The following is a 17,270-nucleotide window of genomic DNA, read 5'->3' on the forward strand; positions in this document are numbered from 1 at the left end:
GCGGAGGGTCACAGGATGCAACAGCTCAGGAGATTGGTCATGGCATTGGCGGCGGGCTTTGCGGCTTCGACGGCCCATGCGGAGCAGGTCATCACCGTACCGGGCTTCGCGGATTTTCTGGCGGTCGATGGCGACAGTGTCTGGGCCACGAACGACGGCAGGGTCGAACGCTGGTCGCAGCAGGGCAAGCTCGCCTCTGTCGCTATGTCGAAGCCCTGCGGTGCCATGGCCCTGTCGGACGGGGCGCTCTGGGTGGCGGATTGCAAGGAAAATGCGATCATCCGGATCGACACGCAGACCGCGGAAAAGACCGCCACGATCCCTACCGGCATCGCTAACCCCAAGGGCGAGCTTAATGTCGTGGCGGGCGCAGGGTCGATCTGGGTCGCCAGCGACCAGAAGGGCGTCGTGTCCCGCGTTGATCCGGCAACAAACAAGGTCACGGCGACCATAGCCGTCAATGTCGGCACCCATTATCTCGCCTTCGGCTTCGGATCGGTCTGGGCGGTCAGTAGCGAGAGCCACTCGATCCAGCGCATCGATTCCGCAACCAACAGCGTCGTCAAGACCACTTCGCTGGGCAAGGAGCCGGGTTTCCTCGCGGCCGGAGAAGGGGCGGTCTGGGTTCAGGAGCAGGGGGACGGCACCGTCGCCCGCATCGATCCGCAAAGCGGCGATGTGACCGGCCGAGTCAAGGTTGGCGAGGTGCTGAAATGGGGTGACATCGACACAGGCGGCGGGCTGGTATGGTTGCGGACCACGGAGGATCAGACTTTCGTAGTAATCGATCCCAAGTCGCTGGCGATCCGCGCGCGCGTGGGGAAAGCGGAGGGCAGTGGCGCGTTGCGCTTTACGGACGCAGGAATCTGGACCTCCGCGCATGACGTGCATACGCTCACATGGTGGCCCGAACCGGCGAAGCTGGCGCTATGACCCGTCCGCAGCCCGCATTCCGGGCTGCGGTCGAGCCGGAATTTAGAGCATGATGCAATTAAATTGAACCGCATCATGCTCTAAAAGTTATTTGTTTTCCGCATTTTGCGAGCCGTCATCTGTTCCAGATGACTTCAAAATGCTCTAGCGAGCGGACGCGAGTTCGACCGGGGAATTGTCCGTTGCACGGGCGATCCGCGCTTCGATCTGGGTACGAATGTCGGCTGCCACGGCGGCACGGCATTCCCGCGCCTTGGCTTCGAGCGCCAGATGCACAGTCGCAACATCGTTGCCGCAAACCGTCCGTGCCACTTGATCCATGCGGATGGCGAGGCGCTGCTGCCCATCTGCCGTTGAAAGGTCCAGTCCCTTGAGGTCGAGGATCGCACTGTCCTGAGCAAAGGGATTGCTGCTGGTGCCAGCCAGGGCAGGCGTCGCGAAAGCGACCGCTGCCACGACCATGAGGCCAATTTTCATCATCTTCTCCTGCACACAAAGACACGCCGCTCTTCGGCAGCTGGCGCCTACATAGAGTGCGAGGATGAAAATTACAATATTCGACGATAAGTTGTTCTATTATTACTTATATATACTCCGGTTATTACCTTGCTCTGACGACCAGCAACGCGAGATCGCTGTTATGGCCCAACAGCCCGATAGGCAGATCGACCTTTTCGAGAATGTCGTCTACTGAAACCATCATCGTGCGCGCGGACGGCGTGGACCAGGCCCGGACGGTGCTGACGGGAACGCGAACACGCCATTTGTTGCGGCCTTCAACCGATACGGCATGACCGTTGATGCGCACCGCAGAGCGGGGATCGGCGCGATGGCCGGAGATCATCAGGCAGCTTTCCGAGCGACAATCGACAAGTCGCGTGCTGGGCGCAGCGGCTGCAACGGCAGGCCCGGCCAGCGATGCGGCCCATGTCACGCTGAGGGCGAATAGACGAAGCCTTGGCATGGGACGCTCGCTCCTTTCAGTCGATGCAGATGCCGGATTGTTCGAAGAAGCGCCGCACCGGTTCCAGAACCGCGCTGTGTCGCTTCCACCGGGCGACCGAGTCGCGGTACATCGGGCGGCGGACCTGTGCAGCGCTGGGGGTAGAAACCGGCGCAGAATTGGTGTGAAACGACAGGCAGTCGTCGGACCAGGGCAGCCCGCAATGAGTCAGCAGCCTTCGCGTTTCGCCTTCCTGATCTGTAACCAGATCTTCATAGCGCAGCTCGATCAGGCGCCCCGGCAAGGCCTCGCGCCACAGGGTCATCAACCGGTCGAACCGGACATAATAAGCAGCGATGTCGAGCAGGTCGTAGCTATAGTCATAATAGCGCGAACCGACGGCGAAGAGATTGCGGAAGTTGCTGAGTACCGTGTCCATGGGGTGACGGCGCAGGCAGACGATCCGCGCCGCGGGCAGAGCCTGCGCGATGAACCCCGCATAATGGAAATTGCCCGGAAATTTGTCGATGAACCGGAGAGCGGGGTCGCGTCGGTGGTGGCTGGCGCGTTGCAGATAGTCCCGGCCTATCGCGCCCATGTCGCTGCCGGCCGCAGTGGCAATCGTTTCAGGGTCCATCACCGTGGGAGTCCGCGTGCCCGCCGCCTTCTTGACCGCGAGCGGCATGGCTTGCAGTTCGCCCGCGCTTTCGACATCGGGATGGGACGAGAGGATGCGGTCCACAAGGGTCGTGCCGGTTCGCGGCATGCCGATGATGAAGATCGGCGCATCCGCGGGCGCCTCGCTCGTCGGTGCGGCTGTCACGCTGGGCCAGTGTGCCTCGATCGCGTCGAACGTCGCTGCGTCGCGCGCGAACTGATAGGGCAGGGTCTGGCGATGTTCGGCATTCGCGGCACAAAGCTGATCCAGCGCTTCGTCCGGCTGGCCTATATCTTCCAATTCCTTCGCCAGCGCGTAGCCGAGCAGCAGCCTGTCGCGCCCGTCCCCCGTCGCCGCGCGGGTCCGGGCGAGGCGCTCGACATGATTATGATCGGGCGACTGCTTACGCAGGCTGGCGAGCAGGTGATGGGCGCGGGCGTCGCCTGGCGCCAGGACGATCAGCGCTTCCAGTGCCGCCTCGGCTTCGTCCGCCCGCCCTAGGAAGTTGAGCGTTACCGCCTGATTGTAGCGATAATTGCCATTCTGCGGGTCGAGCCGCACCGCCGCCGCAAAATGACCAAGCGCGGCGCCATGATCGCCGAGGCGGGCATAGACACATCCCATGGTGTCGCGGCTGAGTGCGTCGGTGGGCAGGGCCTGTTCCGCATCATGCAGTGTCGCGGCAGCGTCGCCGTCCCGCCGGACGAGCGTGAAGAGCTTGGCGAGCTGCGCGCGATATTCCCCCCGCGGATCGAGTGCGACCGCGCGGCCGAGATGCTGGATACCGGCGTGGACTCGGCCGACGCCCGATTCTGCGACGCCGAGCAGAAAATGCCCTTCGGCGTCGCCGGGATTTTCGGCGACCAACGTCGCGCCAAAACGGTGGGTGGCATTCCAATCGCCCCGGGCCAGCGCACCTCGCGCCGCAACGGCCGCCTGTCCGGAGCGGATCGCCATCATGCCGCGGCTGTGCCTCCTACCGCTTCACGGACCGGAATATCCGTCGGCTCGGTTTCGGAAAGCGCTCCGTCCGATCGTCTTTCCGCGCGCCGCGCCTTGATCTTTTCAATTATGGGCACGAACGGGAACATGGTCTGCTCCCGGATCGTCAGCCGCTTGCGGTCGTCCTGGCCCACCAGCACGCCCTCACCTTCGCGATAGGTTCCGAATATGCGATCCAGCAGGATCAGCGAGTTGCCATAGTTGCAGCGGGTACTCTCATAATCGGTCGAATGATGCAGGCTGTGATGCCGGATCGTCGTGAAGAAGAAGGAATACCAGATTGGCGGGTCCGCGCGGACATTGGCGTGAGCGAAGGTTGAAATGACGCCCATGCAATTCAGGGCCGCAAAGATGGCGGTCGTATCGAAGTCGAAAAGCGCAACCACGCTCAGGCTGATCAGGAACAACTCGATCGGGTTGCCGACGGCGCCCTTGGCCGCGTTCAGCTGCGTGATGTGGTGGTGCGGCGCATGGGTCAGCCAGAATGGCATCCAGTTATGCATCAGCCGATGCATCCAATATTGGCCGAATTCGATAAGGAAAAGCACCATCGCGGCCTGCACCAGCCACGGCAGGTGCGTCGCCCATTGGGTAGTCAGGCCGAGCGACGCCTTGGCCGCCATCAGCGGTTCTTCAGCCATTTTTTGCGTGACCCAGCTGATCACCGTGGCGCTGAGGACCGAATAATAGAGGTCTGTGAAGAATTCCTGTCTGTTCATTCGCCAGCCGGCATGGCGTTCATGGACCGCCTCAAGGCACAATATGACAATGACGATGAGCGGGGATGTCACGGTGAGCGCCCAGGGATGGTCGACAAGCGCCTTGGGCCCAAAGGCCCAGAAGGCCAGAACCATCGCGATCATCGCGGGCGGGATCAGGTCGAAACCCCGATCTTTGAGGCTCTTTTGCATGCCGCAACTCCGTTCGGTCCCGGCATAGTGCGGTGCGCTGCATCATTGAGGCAGGCTGATAATCCTGATGAAAGTCATAGATTTTTATTATGACCGACGTTGTGCACGGACGCGTCTTATGACTTCATCCCAGAAAAGCTGCGTCGCGGTATCACGGGACGGTTCCGATCGGGCGAGCAGGAAAATGTCATAGGCCGGTTCAAAATCCGCATAAAGCATGGGCCACAAGCGTCCGCCCGCCACCTCGCTCTCCGCTGCGGCAATCGGCAGAAAGCCGATCCCGACACCCTGGACGATAAGGCGTCGTGCCTCGTTGATATCCTCCGCCAACCCGCTGACCATGGTGCCCAGGCCGTAGCGGCGGCGCAGATGGGTGATCGCCTCGATCTCGTCATCGCCGGTCAGGACGAAGCCCTGATCCTTGAGTTCGCCCAGCCGGCTGATGCGGTGCCCGAAATAGGGGTTGCTGCGAGAACAATAAAGCTGCTGGCTTTCCACGAGCAGCGGTTCGTACATCAGGCTTCGGCGGACGCTGCTGTCATAACCCACGCCGATCTCGACTTCACCCTGTTCCAGCGCGTCCAGCAATTGCCGCCATGGCGAAACGCGGATCTCGATATGGATGGCGGGATTGCGGCGATGAAAGCTCGCGATGGCCTCGTCGAACTCGGGTGACACCAGGCCCGATATAATCTGGATGCGGACGATGCCCTCGACCCGCTTGGTGGCCTGCGCGATGACATGCGGCATCATTCGGGCCGATTCCAGCATGTCTTCGCACAGCGCCATCATCGCCTTGCCAGCGGCCGTCATCTCCACGCCCGTGGCAGTGCGATGGAGCAGGGCGGTCCCGACATGATCCTCCAGCCGCTTAAGCGCTGCGCTGATGCTCGGCTGCTGCCGGTTGAGCCGTCGCGCGGCTGCACCAATGCCGCCCGCGCGGACGATGTCCACGAAGGTTCGCATCAGGTTCCAGTCGACCCGGTTGGCAAATTTCCGGTCAATCAGCGGCGTCCGATCGCTCATGCCATTACTGCCCTCTTTTAAGAGATCGCTGCCCTGAGCACAGGAATAGCGTTGCCCGCCGCCTGCTCATAGACCAAATCGATGGTGATTATAAAATCTCCATGTCTATCGTTATGTCTTTAGCGATCTAGGCTTGCGTGATGACGCAGTCCCATGTCCTGCCCCTGATCGACATATCGATGCTGGCGAGTAGCCAGCTCAATGATCGGCTTTCCGTCGTTCGAGAACTCGACCGGGCCTGCGCCGGAACAGGTTTCCTCTATATCAAAGGCGCGCAACTGGATGGTGCGCTGTTCCGCCTGCTCGTTGCGCGCGCCAAGACCTATTTCGCGCTCGATCCTGTGGCCAAGATGAAGAGCTATATCGGCAATTCCGAGAATCATAGCGGCTATGTCCCGGTGGGCGAGGAGCAATTCGGGACGGGCGTGCCGGACCTCAAGGAAGCGTTCGATGTCAACTGCGACTATATCAGCGCCGAGGGCCGACGCCCGCTGCTGGGCCCGAACCTATGGCCCGAAATGCGGGGCTTCCGGGAGGATGTGCAATCCTATTACCAGCATGTTACAGGCATTGGGCGTCAGTTGTTCCGGGCGTTCGCGCTGGCGCTGGGCCTTGATGAAGATTATTTCGAGGCCCATCTGCGGCACCCGCCGAGCCAGTTGCGGTTGATCCACTATCCCTATGACGCGACGGCCGAGGATCGGCCGGGCATCGGCGCGCATACCGATTATGAATGTTTCACCTTGCTGTTCGCGACCGCCCCCGGGCTCCAGATCGTCAACAAACAGGGGCAGTGGGTCGACGTTCCGGTGGTCGAGGACACGATGATCCTGAACATCGGCGACATGATGGAGATTCTCTCCAACGGCCGCTACGTCGCAACCCGGCATCGCGTGAAGAAGGTCAGGGAAGAACGCTATTCCTTCGCGCTTTTCCATGCCTGCGACTATGATTATATCGTCGCGCCGGTGGTACGCGACGAAGCGCCCCGCTATGCGCCGCTCAAGGGCGGCGAACATCTGTTCAACCAGACCGCGCAAACCTTCACTTATCTGAAGCGCAGGATCGCGCGCGGAGAACTCGTCCTGAACAATGCCCTACCGCTGGGAGCCTTCGGGCCGGAAAGTCGTACGGTCGATTCGCTATGAGCCGGCCAGTTTCTTTCTGAACAGGGATTTGATCAGCCGGTCCTCAAGCACCCGTCCCACCACATAGAGGAAGGCGAATATCCCCGCGAATACGAAGCTGGCGGTGGGCTTGAGCTTCCCTTTATCCTCTTTGGATTTATCATCCTTCTTGGGTTTCTCCGGTGCAGGTGCGCCGAGCGCCTTGTCGATCCAGTGCTGCGGCAGCGCTGCATCCTTCTTCTCGGACTTGTTCGAACCTTCTTTCGCGGGCGGACTGCTGAACTTGCCGACCGCGATGGTCAAACCGGCGAAGCTCAGAAACAGCAATGGCGCCAGAAAGCAGAATAGCAAGGCCCGGCTGGCCAGACGATAGCGCAGGACCGGCCCTGCTGCGCCCCGTTCGATCCGCAGAACGCCGCCATCGAAAATGGACATCTTGTCCTGCGCTGCCTGATCCTTCTTGCGAAAGGTCAGCGTGTCGTGCGTCCGCTCATGACTGGTGCCGGCCTGGCGGAATAGCGGATCGAGTTTGCCGAAGGCCTCGTCGCTCGACTGCCCTGGGGCGAGCGCAAGGCTACCCCCAATATGCCAAATCCAGTCGATAAAGCGCGTGTTCACGGCATGTCCTTGTTGCAAGATCAGCCCTATCGTCATTCGGCCGGCACCGCCGCCGCTGATCGACCATGGCGTTCCTTGATCGTTTTCCAGCCTTCGGTGAAGGGATAGGTCATCTGTTCGCGGATCGACATGCGACGTCCGCCCTCCAGGCCCAGCAGTTCCGCTTCGCCGTCGACGCAAGTGCCGAAGATGCGATCAATGAAGATATAGGTGTTGGAATAATTGCTGCGGGTTGCCTCGAAATCCTGCGAATGATGCACGCTGTGATGTTCGGTGGTGTTGAACAGGAAGCGCCACCAGCGCGGCGTGTTGAAACGCACATTGATATGCTGATAGGTTCCGATCGCCAGGCCGATCGTCCCGGCGAGAAGCGCTGCCCGCGGCAGGAAATCGAAGAAACCGCCGATGCCGAGTCCGATCAGGAACAGCTCTACCGGATTGCCGACAGCGCCCTTGTTGATATTCAGTTGGGTGATGTAGTGATGCACGGAATGGGGTAGCCATAGCGGGTACCAGTTGTGCATCCCGCGATGCATCCAATATTGCCCGAAATCGAAGATAAACGAGATCAGAAACGCTTGGAGCAGCAGCGGCAAACCTGTGAACCATGCGAGCTTGTCCCAATCAAAGCTGTGCTGGATAGCCTCGATGGCGGCGTCGCTCCCGATATAATGTTCGATCAGGTTGAGAATGGTATAGCCCAGGCCGACATAAAAGAGGTCGGTCACCAGTTCTTTCCAGGTCAGTCGCCAGCTCTCATAGCGCGGACTGACCCATTCGAGCGCAAGCAGCAGGATTTTGAAACCGATGCCGATACCGATGGCGGTCGATGCCTTGGCTATCGAGTTGGGGGCATAATACCAGAAGGCGATCAGGGCGAAGAGCGCCGTGGGCTGAAACCAGGTGAAGATGAACTGCTTGATCGGTCCGCCTTCCACGCGGCCGATATTCTCCCACCCGACGGTGATCGGCGCCTCGGCCCCAATCACTCTTTTACCTACGCGTACTCCGTTCATACCCGATCCCCGCAATGCTGCTTCGTCTCCGGGTCTTGTCAGGCGTACCAGGGGACGAGGATGATGTCCGCAGTTCATCGACTTGCTCTCGGGACAGCATCGGCAAGCCGTCGTCACCGCGCCAGACGGCATTATGATATATGTGCCATAGATGCTGCCTATGCCTTTGGGATTGTCAGCGAAGGCGGGGCGTGTAGCGCTGATCCTTATCCATGAGGCAGGGCTGCGGCCGGATGCCGCACGCAGAGCAGGGTACCCACCAGCACGATGATCCCTGAAACAAACAGCGGCAGGGCAAGGCCCATATGCACGACCATCAGCGCGCCGGCGGCTGCCCCTGCAAAGATGGCCATGACCGCTGCGGTCCGTCGGGCGAGGTTGGGATTGGCGCCGCCCGCCATGCTGGAGTCCGCCGCGATGCCGGTGACGGTCAGGGTTAGGACGGTGGTGGTGAGGTCAGGCACCTTCAACTGGCGAATGGTGGCGTTGCGAAAGCCCATGGCAATGGCGGTCAGCGCGATGATCGCGAACAGGCCGGTAGTGGGCTGGAGCGTGGGCACATGTAAGTTCAGGGCCACGAGCGCCGCCATCCACAGCAGGACCGCCTCGATCAGTGCCGCCACGGTCAGCCAGTGTCGTAGCGGGCGCTTGCCAAAACCTTGCCCGACACGGCCGGCGATGAGGGCGCCGACGAAGAATGTGATCAGCGCCACCAGATAGGGTGCGACCTTGAAGCCCGGCGTCCCGGCTGCCGCAAAGCCCAGAAACACGACATTGCCGGTCATGTTGGCGGTAAAGACCTTCCCCAGGCCCAGCACGCTGACGGCATCGACCAGGCCAGTGGTGACCGACAGCAGCAACAGTAGGCCGGGGAGGGGAGAAGAGGGAGAAGGCGACGACGGCATGGCGATGCTCCTGAATATCTAGAATCGGAAATTGGCTTCGAAGCCGGTCATGGCGATGGTTTTGGCCGGACCGGTCTGGCGGATGAAAGCCCCCGGCGCGAAGAGAGACAGCGATGTGGACAGTTCCAGCTCCGGCGTTGCCTGCCAGGCAAGCGTGGCTTCGACTTCCTTGCCGATGAAGCGGGCGCGGCTGTCGCCGGCGGTGCGGATCAGATTGCCGGGGATGTCGTAGACGCCGTCGTTGCGGGTATAGCGCCAATAGGCCATCGCGGCGAGACTGGCGGAAAAGCCGTCGCCCAATGGGGCGCTGAGACGCGGATTGAGGCTGACGATATTGGTCGGGCCAACCGGCGAGAGTTCGCCGAAATATTTGCCCTTGGGAAAAAGCGCGTTGAACGTGCCAAGCCTGTTGTCTTCGTCGTCGCGATCGCCGCTCACGATGTTGAAGCGCAGCGTCGCATCGGGCGACAATGGCAGACCGGAAAGCGTACGGCCGACCTCGGTGCCCAGCGTCCAGGCGGATATGCGCTGGTCGCCATAATGGCCGAACTGCCAGACACCCTCGACATTCCAGTGCCAGTCGCCGCGCATGCCGTGGGCGCGCGCTCCGATGCTGTGGCGTTCCTCCCGCCCGGTCAGCCCGCCAAAATGCGCGGCGCGGTTGCGATAGCCCAGATAATAGATATCCAGTTCCGGCAGCGTCGCATAGGCGCCCCAGAGTTTGCGCGTTTCGGACGTGCGATCGTCGAAACTGGCAGGACCGGGCCGCACCGGGTTTAGCAGGAAAAGGTCAAGCTTGCGCCCCTTGCCCAGCGATACGCTACCGCGCACGCCGTCGAACGCCAGCGGAGTGTTGGGGCCATAGCGCGTACCGATCAGCCTTTCGGTGCCTAGCGAGAGCATCTGCCGTCCACCGCGCAAGGTGACGGGGCCGGCGCCAAGTTCGGCAAAAGCCTGGAGCAGGTCGACCCGACTCTGGTCGATCGGGCTGGTGGATGGCGCAACGCCGACCGCGTAGCTGATGATCGGCTGGACAAAGGCACGGGCATGCAGCCCATCGACCGGCCCGACATGCAGGTCGGCATAGGGCATGGCCCGTGCCCAGAAATAGCTGTCGTTGGGTGCGTCGGCTCCGCCCCAAAGATTGTTGGCGTAATTCTCGTTGCGCAGCCGCAACTCGACGCCAGTGGAAAGCCAGCTATCATCGCCGAGTGGGATATATTTGAACGGGCCAGTCCAATGATGGCCGCGCTTTTCGGCGTCGGCCAGATCCGACCAGTCCTCATCATAGCGCGTGATCGACAGGGTCGGGGCCTGCCAGGCCTCCGTCGTCTGCGCAGCCAGCGGTGGACAGGCGCAGAGCGAGAGGGCGAGGCAGGCGGTTTTCTTAAGCACGACGCTGCGCCTGTTGAGCGACCAGCGCCGTCAGGATGAAGCCGCCGATCAGGCCGAGATGCTCGAAAAAGGCATTGGTGGCCATGAAGCGGGCCTGCCCCGCCGGCATCGTCCAGAAGGCGTTGGCGGTGAAGGCGGCGAGCAGGGTGAAGATGCCCAGCATCCCCGCCCCTAGCCAAACCATGCGGCCGGTCAGGATCACGATCGGCCCGATCAGTTCGATCGCGATGGTGAGCGCCGCCCATAAGGCGGGCGGGTTCATGCCGAAATGCGCCTGCTCGGCAACGGCTGCTTGCCAGTCGGTCAGCTTGACGATGCCGCCCAGCAGATAGGCCCCGACCAGCAGCAGCCGGGCGATGAACCAGGTCGGCCTCCAGTCAAGGATAGCCTCGACAAAGCGGGGATCGCGGACGGGGCGCATCTTACTCTGCCCCCGCGCTGTGCACTTCGGCAATATAGCCGCCGGGAAAGCGCAGGATGGCGCTTTGGCGGCCGGCGACCGTCTTCGGCGCGATCAGCGTTTCGACGCCGGCCGCTTGTGCTTTCACCAAAGTGGCGTTCATGTCGGCCACTTCATAGCCGGTCATGTCGCGGCCATAGGGCCATGGCAGTTGTCCGTCTGAGACGAAGACGGTCATCTTGCCATAACCGCTTTCGATGGCGACGCGGCGGATGGTCTTTCCGGGCTGGCCGATTTCCTCTCCCTTGGCGGTGCGGTCGTCGGAGACGATCTTGCCATGCGCAAAGCCAATCCAGCTCTTGATGAATATGTCGGCGACGTCTGCCGTCAGGTAGATGCGGTTTTCCGGCACGGTGGTGAGAGCGGCATAGTTGGGCTTGGCGGTGTGCCAGTAAAGCTGCATGTTCACGCCGCCGGCCCATTGCACCACCACGTCACGGCCGATCGGATCGGGGAAAGTGGTGATACGGCGCACCGCGCCATGCTTCACGGCGGAGGAGACGGCAGCGTCCATGTCGCTCACCAGATAGCCGGTGCGTTCATCGCCGAAGGGATAGGGGATGGGCGTCTTGAAGCCGAAGACCGAGACGGTGCCGACCGGGGTCAGCGCTAGCTGCGACTTGGTGAGGCTGGGCGTCGGCGTCACCTGAAATTCGCCCTGCTTTGACGTCTTGCCGCCGAAGGTCGCGACGAAGCTGGTGACGAAGGCGTCGAACTGGCCTTCGGGCACATAGACATGGGTGGTGTCATATTGCGGGCCGACCGAATAATCGGCCGTGGTGGCGGTTTTGCCCGTCGCCGGCGCAGCGATCGGGGTGGTTGCGACCATCAGGGTCGCGAGGATCATCGTAAAGCGGGTCATGTCTGTGGCTCCGGTTTGTCAGGGGACAAGACGGGCTTTAGGCAGCACGCATCGCTCGATCGATCCGAATAAAATCGACCGCCATGTTCGAAATAATGGAATAGATGGCAGCCGGCCCCTCCGCATCTGGAGGGGCCGTAACCCAATCAGACGGCCCAACAGCCGCAGCCAAGCGATCCCCAGAAGGTCTGGACGTCGGCCGCCGGCACATCCGCACCCAGTGCAGCGGCATGGTCATGGCCGTGGATGCCGCAGGCGCTGTGGCAGCCGCAGGCGGATGCCAGTTGCGCGCGTGCCTCGCGGGTCTTGTGATAGCCGCCGAAGGTCGCGACCGGCGACCAGTCGGGCATGGGTTTGGGCAGGTCGGGCGCGAGCGAGGCGTAATCGCTTTCACCATGGACCACCTTGCCGCCGAGCAGGGTCAGCACCGAGCGGATATGAACGATCTGATCCTCCGGCACAGAGAAATAATCGGCCGATAGTAGGGCAAGGTCGGCCAGTTGCCCGGTCTTGATCTGGCCCTTCTTGCCGATCTCGTTGGAAAACCAGGTATTTTCATGGGTCCACATCGCCAGCGCCTTTTCCCGGCTGACGCGATTGTCGCCGCGATAGAGGGCGAAGCCGCCGACGGTGCGGCCGGTGACGAGCCAGCTCAAGGACACCCAGGGATTGTAGCTGGCGACACGAGTGGCGTCAGTGCCTGCACCAACCGGAATGCCCGCCGCGATCATGCGGGCAATCGGGGGGGTACGCTCCGCCGCCTTCGCACCATAGCGTTGGACGAAATATTCGCCCTGATAGGCCATACGGTGCTGCACCGCGATGCCACCGCCCAGCGCGGCGATCCGGTCGATATTCCGGTCGCTGATGGTTTCGGCATGGTCGAAGAACCAGTTGATGCCCTGCAAGGTAATATCTCGGTTCACCTTCTCATAGACGTCGAGTGCGCGGCCGATCGTCTCGTCATAGGTGGCGTGCAGACGCCATGGCCATTTATGCTCGGCGAGCAAGCGGATGACCGGCTCCAGATCGCCCTCCATGTTCGGCGCCATGTCTGGCCGCGGCTGGCGGAAATCCTCGAAGTCGGCGGCTGAATAGACCAGCATCTCGCCCGCGCCATTGTGGCGATAGGTATCGTCGCCCTGACCCGGCCTGACCTGCTTCACCCAGCCGGAGAAATCGGCCAGCTCTTCCTTGGGCTTCTGGGTGAAGAGATTGTAGCTGATGCGGACGGTCAGCTGGTCGTCCTGATGCAGCTTCTCGATAATCTCATAATCGTCGGGATAATTCTGGAAGCCGCCGCCCGCGTCGATCACCCCCGTCACGCCCAGCGCGTTGACGTCGCGCATGAAATGGCGGGTGGAATTGAGCTGATATTCCTGCGGCAGCTTCGGTCCCTTGGCCAGCGTCGAATAAAGGATCGTGGCATTGGGCTGCGCCAGCAGCAGGCCGGTCGGGTTTCCGGCGGCGTCGCGGACGATCTCGCCGCCTGGCGGATTGGGCGTGTCCTTGCTATAGCCCACGACGCGCAGCGCCGCCGCGTTCAGCAGCGCACGGTCATAAAGGTGCAGGATGAACACCGGCGTGTCGGGCGCAACGGCGTTCAGCTCAGCGATCGTCGGCAGGCGCTTTTCGGCAAACTGATGCTCGGTAAAGCCGCCGACCACGCGCACCCATTGCGGGGCGGGCGTGCGGGCGACCTGCGCCTTGAGCATATCCATCGCCTCGGCGAGCGTCGGTACGCCGTCCCAGCGCAGCTCCATGTTGAAATTCAGGCCGCCGCGAATGATATGCATATGGCTGTCGATAAGGCCGGGGATCAGGCGACGCCCCTTGGCATCAATGATCGTGGCGCCCGGTGCGGCGGCGCGCACCTCGGCCTCGCTGCCCACGGCCAGGAACTTGCCGTCGCGGATCGCGACCGCTTCCGCCGCGGGATTTCCCCGATCCAGCGTCGTCACCTTGGCATTGACGATGATCGTGTCGGTCATGGGACGTTCCTTGGCATGCGCATAGAGGGGAGAGAGCAGGGCGGCGGTGGCGACTCCCGCCATGGCGTCGCGGCGGGTGATCATGCGTCGTCCTTTCGATTGTCGGGCAGGCTGCCCAATATATGATCGTGGCATTCGTTGCATGCAAAGCGGGTCAGTTCATGGGTATCGGCCCCGCGCTTGGCGAGCGGAATGACCTGTTCGCCGACAAGAATGCCGAGCAGGCCGATCAGGGCGACCACCGGGGGCGCGGGCGAGCGCACCCCTAGCAGCGAATAGACGATCCCGACCAGAAGACCGGCGCCCAGAGAGAGAAGATAGACTTTCATCACCAGCCTCCTGCGCGATGCATCAGTTCTGGATGAAGGCGAGGATGTCGGCGTTCAGCACGTCGGCATTCACCGTCAGCATGCCATGCGAATAGCCTTGATAAATCTTCAGCGTCGCATTGGGCAGGATTTTCGCCTGCAACACGCCGGCATTTTTGTAAGGCACGACCTGATCATCGTCGCCATGCAGCACCAGCGTCGGCACGGTGATGGCGGTCAGGTCGTCGGTCTGGTCGGTTTCGGAAAAAGCCTTGATGCCCTCATAATGGGCCTTGGCGCTGCCCATCATGCCCTGACGCCACCAATTGTCGATGACGGCGGGCTTCACGTCCGCGCCTTCGCGGTTGAAGCCGTAGAAGGGACCGGCGGCGACATCGCGGAAGAATTGCGCCCGATTGGCGGCAAGGCCAGCGCGCAGGCCGTCGAACACATCCATCGGCAGGCCATCGGGGTAGCGTTCGGTCGCCAGCATGATCGGCGGCACGGCGCTGACCAACACGGCCTTGGCGACGCGGCCTTCGGGCAGGCCATAGCGGGCGACATAGGCCGCGACTTCACCGCCGCCGGTCGAATGGCCGATATGGATGGCGTTTTTCAGGTCGAGATGGCGGGCGACGGCAGCGGCATCAGCGGCGTAGTGGGCCATGTCATGGCCTTCGCTCACCTGGGCTGAGCGGCCATGGCCGCGACGATCATGGGCGACGACGCGATAGCCCTTCGAGAGGAAGAACAGCATCTGCGCGTCCCAGTCGTCGGACGAGAGCGGCCAGCCATGATGGAACATGATGGGCTGGGCATCCTTGCTGCCCCAGTCCTTGAAGAAAATGTCGACGCCGTCGTCGGTGGTCACGAAGCTCATGAGGATGATCCTTTTCGGGAGAGGATGAAGAGAGAGGGGCCGGCAACACCGGGGAGGGACTGGGCCGCCGGCCCGGCGCCGGAGTTAGTGGGCGCCCTCGGAAGCGCCGAACATGCTCTTGGCATATTTGATGCCCAGGCCGTATGCGCCGCCAAATTCCTTGGCGATGCCGGTGGTGGACTCGTAGGTTTCGGTGCGCGCCCAGTCGCGTTGCAGTTCGAGCATATATTGGAGCGAGGTCATCGGCTTGGCGCCCAGCTGGATCATGCGCTGGACAGCGCGTTCATGCGCTTCCTCGCTGATGTCGCCACAGGCGTCGGCGATGAAATAGACGTCGAAGCCCTGATCGATCGCGGAGGCGACCGGGCCGACGATGCAGACGCTGGTCCAAAGCCCCGCGAAAATGATCCGCTCCTTGCCGATGCGGTTCACTTCCTCGATCACGGCGGCGTCTTCCCAGGTGTTCATGCTGGTGCGGTCGAGCAGCTTCTGGCCGGGGAAGGCATCGGTGATTTCATCGAACATCGGGCCGGAAAAGCTCTTTTCCGCGACCGTCGTCAGGATGGTGGACACGCCGAAGGACTTGGCGGCGCGGCTGATGAGGGCGGCATTGTTGCGCAGCAATTCAGGCGCGATCGACTTGGTTGCGAAGGCCATCTGCGACTGGAAGTCGATCAGGATCAGCGTGTGGTCGCTCGGCGAAATGAGGGATTTGCCGGGGGTCGGGGTGGCGGTGATCGTCATGGGTCGGCTCCTTGGTTTCGAGCAGGCATCGCTGCTGTAAGGCCAGTGTTAGCCGGTGCGCATGTCTGGAAATATCCAGATAAAACTTATCAATCTATTCTATAAAATAGAAATGGTGCCATAGCTCTGTCGCCCGCGCCCATGGCTCTCCGCCTTTGTAGCAGGCAGATGTGTTCGCGATCATTCGGATGGAAAAAGGCGCGCATATTCCGGTGTCAAACGTCGATGAGAGCGGGCTTGATCGGATCGCGCCGCGTCGCATGCTCAATGCTTCGATCATGCGCTGACGATGGTCCGCCATTTAAATCGAGGTAGTTTGCCATCGGCATCGGGCAGATCTGAAATATTCGTGAAATGGCCAGGCAAAACGAAGCGGCCAGAGGGGCGTGCAGGCAGGGCCGATACGGTCTTGCCAGATCACGGAAAGGCCCTGTCATGACATCTCTTTCGGTAAACATTCTGGTTGCGGCAATGCTGATCGGGATGTCTGGCGGCCCGGCTCTTGCGCAGGCGCAGCATCCTGTCGATGGGAAGCCCTCCGTTCGTCAGACGTCCAGGACTCAACCGAACAAGGCCGATGTGGCGGCGGCGGCCTCGAAGAAGACCAGGCATGAGGCGGCCTGCCGCAGCCATTACAAAAGCTATGACGCCAAGTCGGACAGCTATCTGAACCGGGGCAAGAAAGTGCGTTGCACGCTTTGAAGCGCATAGGTGCCTACGGACATCATTTCAGGACATCATTCGATATGACGCGCAGGACTTTGCTATGGGCGGCAATGCTGTTTTGTTCCACGCCGCTTCTCGCTCAAGGCGGCATGGGCGGCGGCGCTATGGGTGGCGGTATGGGCGGCCCGCCGGGGAGTGGTGATGGCCCGCCCGGTGGTGGTCAGGGTCGGCCGGCCAGGCCACGCGAAATGAAGCCGATCAAACGCACGCAAATGGACAAGGTAGTGACCGCCATGTTCCGGGAGGCGGACAGCAATCGCGATGGTCTGGTCACGATCGACGAGTTGCGACTGGTGGTGCAGGCGCGCCGTGACCAGATCATCCGCACCCGTTTCGCGGCGATCGATGCCGATCATGATGGCGCGATCAGCCTGACCGAATTCCAGGTCTGGCAGGGCAGCATGGGATCGGTCGCCTTGTCCGAAACCGGGGCGCTCGGCGATCAGGGCGGGCCGGTGGCCGAAGCGATCCTGCCACAACTGGGCGACGATGCAGAAGATGCCGTGCTGGCCCGTCTTATCGAGCCGCTGAACGCGACGGTCATTGCGCAAGCCAACAGCAATTATGATGCCGGCCTGTCGCTGGAGGAGCTGCTCGCTTTCCAGCACGGTCGCTTCGATGCGGCAGATGCCGATCATGACGGCCTGTTGTCGGCGGATGAAATGCGCAGCCTGATGCCGCGGCGCGGACCTGGCGGTCCCGCTGGTCCCGGCGGTCCGGGTGGCCCTGGCGGCCCGCCGCCACCCCGCAACTGACGCGATAGCC

The 17,270-nt window shown here is 61.9% G+C and carries 19 protein-coding genes; 4 read left to right on the plus strand and 15 right to left on the minus strand.

The genetic code is table 11. The features are described from left to right. The first annotated feature begins 15 nt into the window (after positions 1–15). Positions 16–933 (plus strand): Vgb family protein, encoded by a 918-nt coding sequence (locus tag ACNHGR_RS21585; protein WP_475288831.1) that lies wholly within the window; start codon positions 16–18, stop codon positions 931–933. A gap of 144 nt (positions 934–1,077) precedes the next feature. Here the strand turns inward: ACNHGR_RS21585 and ACNHGR_RS21590 are convergent, their stop codons facing one another. The 5 genes from ACNHGR_RS21590 to ACNHGR_RS21610 all read right to left on the minus strand — a co-directional run bounded on the left by ACNHGR_RS21590 (position 1,078) and on the right by ACNHGR_RS21610 (position 5,473). Continuing rightward, positions 1,078–1,410 (minus strand): UrcA family protein, encoded by a 333-nt coding sequence (locus tag ACNHGR_RS21590; RefSeq protein ID WP_475288833.1) that lies wholly within the window; start codon positions 1,408–1,410, stop codon positions 1,078–1,080. A gap of 124 nt (positions 1,411–1,534) precedes the next feature. Then, positions 1,535–1,897, minus strand: coding sequence for a hypothetical protein (locus ACNHGR_RS21595; protein WP_184272830.1), 363 nt, complete (start codon positions 1,895–1,897; stop codon positions 1,535–1,537). Between the two features lie 16 nt (positions 1,898–1,913). Next, a complete protein-coding gene (locus ACNHGR_RS21600) occupies positions 1,914–3,491 on the minus strand; it encodes a tetratricopeptide repeat-containing sulfotransferase family protein (RefSeq protein ID WP_475289489.1) in 1,578 nt (525 codons plus the stop codon). Next, positions 3,491–4,447: a sterol desaturase family protein gene (locus tag ACNHGR_RS21605; protein ID WP_184272835.1), complete on the minus strand. Its 957-nt coding sequence runs from the start codon at positions 4,445–4,447 to the stop codon at positions 3,491–3,493. Before ACNHGR_RS21605 ends, ACNHGR_RS21600 begins: the two co-directional genes overlap by 1 nt. Positions 4,448–4,534: 87 nt before the next feature. Further along, positions 4,535–5,473 (minus strand): LysR family transcriptional regulator, encoded by a 939-nt coding sequence (locus ACNHGR_RS21610; protein ID WP_184272840.1) that lies wholly within the window; start codon positions 5,471–5,473, stop codon positions 4,535–4,537. A gap of 140 nt (positions 5,474–5,613) precedes the next feature. On the opposite strand from ACNHGR_RS21610, the gene ACNHGR_RS21615 reads away from it, so the two are divergent. Further along, entirely contained in the window at positions 5,614–6,621 is a 1,008-nt protein-coding gene (locus tag ACNHGR_RS21615) for an isopenicillin N synthase family dioxygenase (RefSeq protein WP_475288835.1), read from the plus strand. Here ACNHGR_RS21615 and ACNHGR_RS21620 read toward each other — a convergent pair. From ACNHGR_RS21620 to ACNHGR_RS21665, 10 genes are all read right to left on the minus strand, one after another. Continuing rightward, complete coding sequence (locus tag ACNHGR_RS21620; protein ID WP_475288837.1) at positions 6,616–7,254, minus strand: hypothetical protein; 639 nt, start codon at positions 7,252–7,254, stop codon at positions 6,616–6,618. The two genes, ACNHGR_RS21615 and ACNHGR_RS21620, sit on opposite strands and share 6 nt — an antisense overlap. Further along, positions 7,251–8,234 (minus strand): sterol desaturase family protein, encoded by a 984-nt coding sequence (locus ACNHGR_RS21625; protein WP_184272846.1) that lies wholly within the window; start codon positions 8,232–8,234, stop codon positions 7,251–7,253. The genes ACNHGR_RS21620 and ACNHGR_RS21625 overlap by 4 nt, the downstream gene beginning before the upstream one ends. Positions 8,235–8,440: 206 nt before the next feature. After that, complete coding sequence (locus tag ACNHGR_RS21630; RefSeq protein ID WP_475288838.1) at positions 8,441–9,139, minus strand: YoaK family protein; 699 nt, start codon at positions 9,137–9,139, stop codon at positions 8,441–8,443. Between the two features lie 18 nt (positions 9,140–9,157). Beyond that, positions 9,158–10,534 carry an alginate export family protein gene (locus ACNHGR_RS21635; protein WP_475288839.1) on the minus strand — a complete coding sequence of 459 codons (1,377 nt, stop codon included), beginning with the start codon at positions 10,532–10,534 and terminating at the stop codon, positions 9,158–9,160. Further along, complete coding sequence (locus ACNHGR_RS21640) at positions 10,527–10,955, minus strand: DoxX family protein (RefSeq protein WP_475288841.1); 429 nt, start codon at positions 10,953–10,955, stop codon at positions 10,527–10,529. The genes ACNHGR_RS21635 and ACNHGR_RS21640 overlap by 8 nt, the downstream gene beginning before the upstream one ends. Before the next feature lies 1 nt (position 10,956). After that, the gene (locus tag ACNHGR_RS21645; protein WP_475288842.1) at positions 10,957–11,856 is read right to left on the minus strand and encodes a glyoxalase; all 900 of its coding nucleotides are present in this window, start codon (positions 11,854–11,856) and stop codon (positions 10,957–10,959) included. 146 nt (positions 11,857–12,002) lie between these two features. Further along, complete coding sequence (locus ACNHGR_RS21650; RefSeq protein WP_475289490.1) at positions 12,003–13,847, minus strand: amidohydrolase; 1,845 nt, start codon at positions 13,845–13,847, stop codon at positions 12,003–12,005. Between the two features lie 80 nt (positions 13,848–13,927). Next, positions 13,928–14,176, minus strand: coding sequence for a XapX domain-containing protein (locus ACNHGR_RS21655; protein WP_475288843.1), 249 nt, complete (start codon positions 14,174–14,176; stop codon positions 13,928–13,930). A gap of 22 nt (positions 14,177–14,198) precedes the next feature. After that, on the minus strand, positions 14,199–15,035 hold the full coding sequence (locus ACNHGR_RS21660) for an alpha/beta fold hydrolase (RefSeq protein WP_475288844.1): 837 nt from the start codon (positions 15,033–15,035) through the stop codon (positions 14,199–14,201). 84 nt (positions 15,036–15,119) lie between these two features. Further along, a complete protein-coding gene (locus ACNHGR_RS21665; protein WP_475288846.1) occupies positions 15,120–15,779 on the minus strand; it encodes a hydrolase in 660 nt (219 codons plus the stop codon). A gap of 435 nt (positions 15,780–16,214) precedes the next feature. Between ACNHGR_RS21665 and ACNHGR_RS21670 the strand changes: the two genes are divergently transcribed. Then, a complete protein-coding gene (locus ACNHGR_RS21670) occupies positions 16,215–16,481 on the plus strand; it encodes a hypothetical protein (protein WP_184272863.1) in 267 nt (88 codons plus the stop codon). Positions 16,482–16,525: 44 nt separating this feature from the next. Further along, positions 16,526–17,260 carry an EF-hand domain-containing protein gene (locus ACNHGR_RS21675; RefSeq protein ID WP_475288847.1) on the plus strand — a complete coding sequence of 245 codons (735 nt, stop codon included), beginning with the start codon at positions 16,526–16,528 and terminating at the stop codon, positions 17,258–17,260. Positions 17,261–17,270 lie beyond the last annotated feature (10 nt).

This window comes from Sphingobium sp. RS1, assembly GCF_056156825.1.

Bases quoted from the DNA above. Each gene is read 5' to 3' on its own strand.
- ACNHGR_RS21585 (WP_475288831.1), top strand. From the start codon at position 16: ATGCAACAGCTCAGGAGATTGGTCATGGCATTGGCGGCGGGCTTTGCG.
- ACNHGR_RS21590 (WP_475288833.1), bottom strand. From the start codon at position 1,410: ATGAAAATTGGCCTCATGGTCGTGGCAGCGGTCGCTTTCGCGACGCCT.
- ACNHGR_RS21595 (WP_184272830.1), bottom strand. From the start codon at position 1,897: ATGCCAAGGCTTCGTCTATTCGCCCTCAGCGTGACATGGGCCGCATCG.
- ACNHGR_RS21600 (WP_475289489.1), bottom strand. From the start codon at position 3,491: ATGGCGATCCGCTCCGGACAGGCGGCCGTTGCGGCGCGAGGTGCGCTG.
- ACNHGR_RS21605 (WP_184272835.1), bottom strand. From the start codon at position 4,447: ATGCAAAAGAGCCTCAAAGATCGGGGTTTCGACCTGATCCCGCCCGCG.
- ACNHGR_RS21610 (WP_184272840.1), bottom strand. From the start codon at position 5,473: ATGAGCGATCGGACGCCGCTGATTGACCGGAAATTTGCCAACCGGGTC.
- ACNHGR_RS21615 (WP_475288835.1), top strand. From the start codon at position 5,614: ATGACGCAGTCCCATGTCCTGCCCCTGATCGACATATCGATGCTGGCG.
- ACNHGR_RS21620 (WP_475288837.1), bottom strand. From the start codon at position 7,254: ATGACGATAGGGCTGATCTTGCAACAAGGACATGCCGTGAACACGCGC.
- ACNHGR_RS21625 (WP_184272846.1), bottom strand. From the start codon at position 8,234: ATGAACGGAGTACGCGTAGGTAAAAGAGTGATTGGGGCCGAGGCGCCG.
- ACNHGR_RS21630 (WP_475288838.1), bottom strand. From the start codon at position 9,139: ATGCCGTCGTCGCCTTCTCCCTCTTCTCCCCTCCCCGGCCTACTGTTG.
- ACNHGR_RS21640 (WP_475288841.1), bottom strand. From the start codon at position 10,955: ATGCGCCCCGTCCGCGATCCCCGCTTTGTCGAGGCTATCCTTGACTGG.
- ACNHGR_RS21645 (WP_475288842.1), bottom strand. From the start codon at position 11,856: ATGACCCGCTTTACGATGATCCTCGCGACCCTGATGGTCGCAACCACC.
- ACNHGR_RS21650 (WP_475289490.1), bottom strand. From the start codon at position 13,847: ATGACCGACACGATCATCGTCAATGCCAAGGTGACGACGCTGGATCGG.
- ACNHGR_RS21655 (WP_475288843.1), bottom strand. From the start codon at position 14,176: ATGAAAGTCTATCTTCTCTCTCTGGGCGCCGGTCTTCTGGTCGGGATC.
- ACNHGR_RS21660 (WP_475288844.1), bottom strand. From the start codon at position 15,035: ATGAGCTTCGTGACCACCGACGACGGCGTCGACATTTTCTTCAAGGAC.
- ACNHGR_RS21665 (WP_475288846.1), bottom strand. From the start codon at position 15,779: ATGACGATCACCGCCACCCCGACCCCCGGCAAATCCCTCATTTCGCCG.
- ACNHGR_RS21670 (WP_184272863.1), top strand. From the start codon at position 16,215: ATGACATCTCTTTCGGTAAACATTCTGGTTGCGGCAATGCTGATCGGG.
- ACNHGR_RS21675 (WP_475288847.1), top strand. From the start codon at position 16,526: ATGACGCGCAGGACTTTGCTATGGGCGGCAATGCTGTTTTGTTCCACG.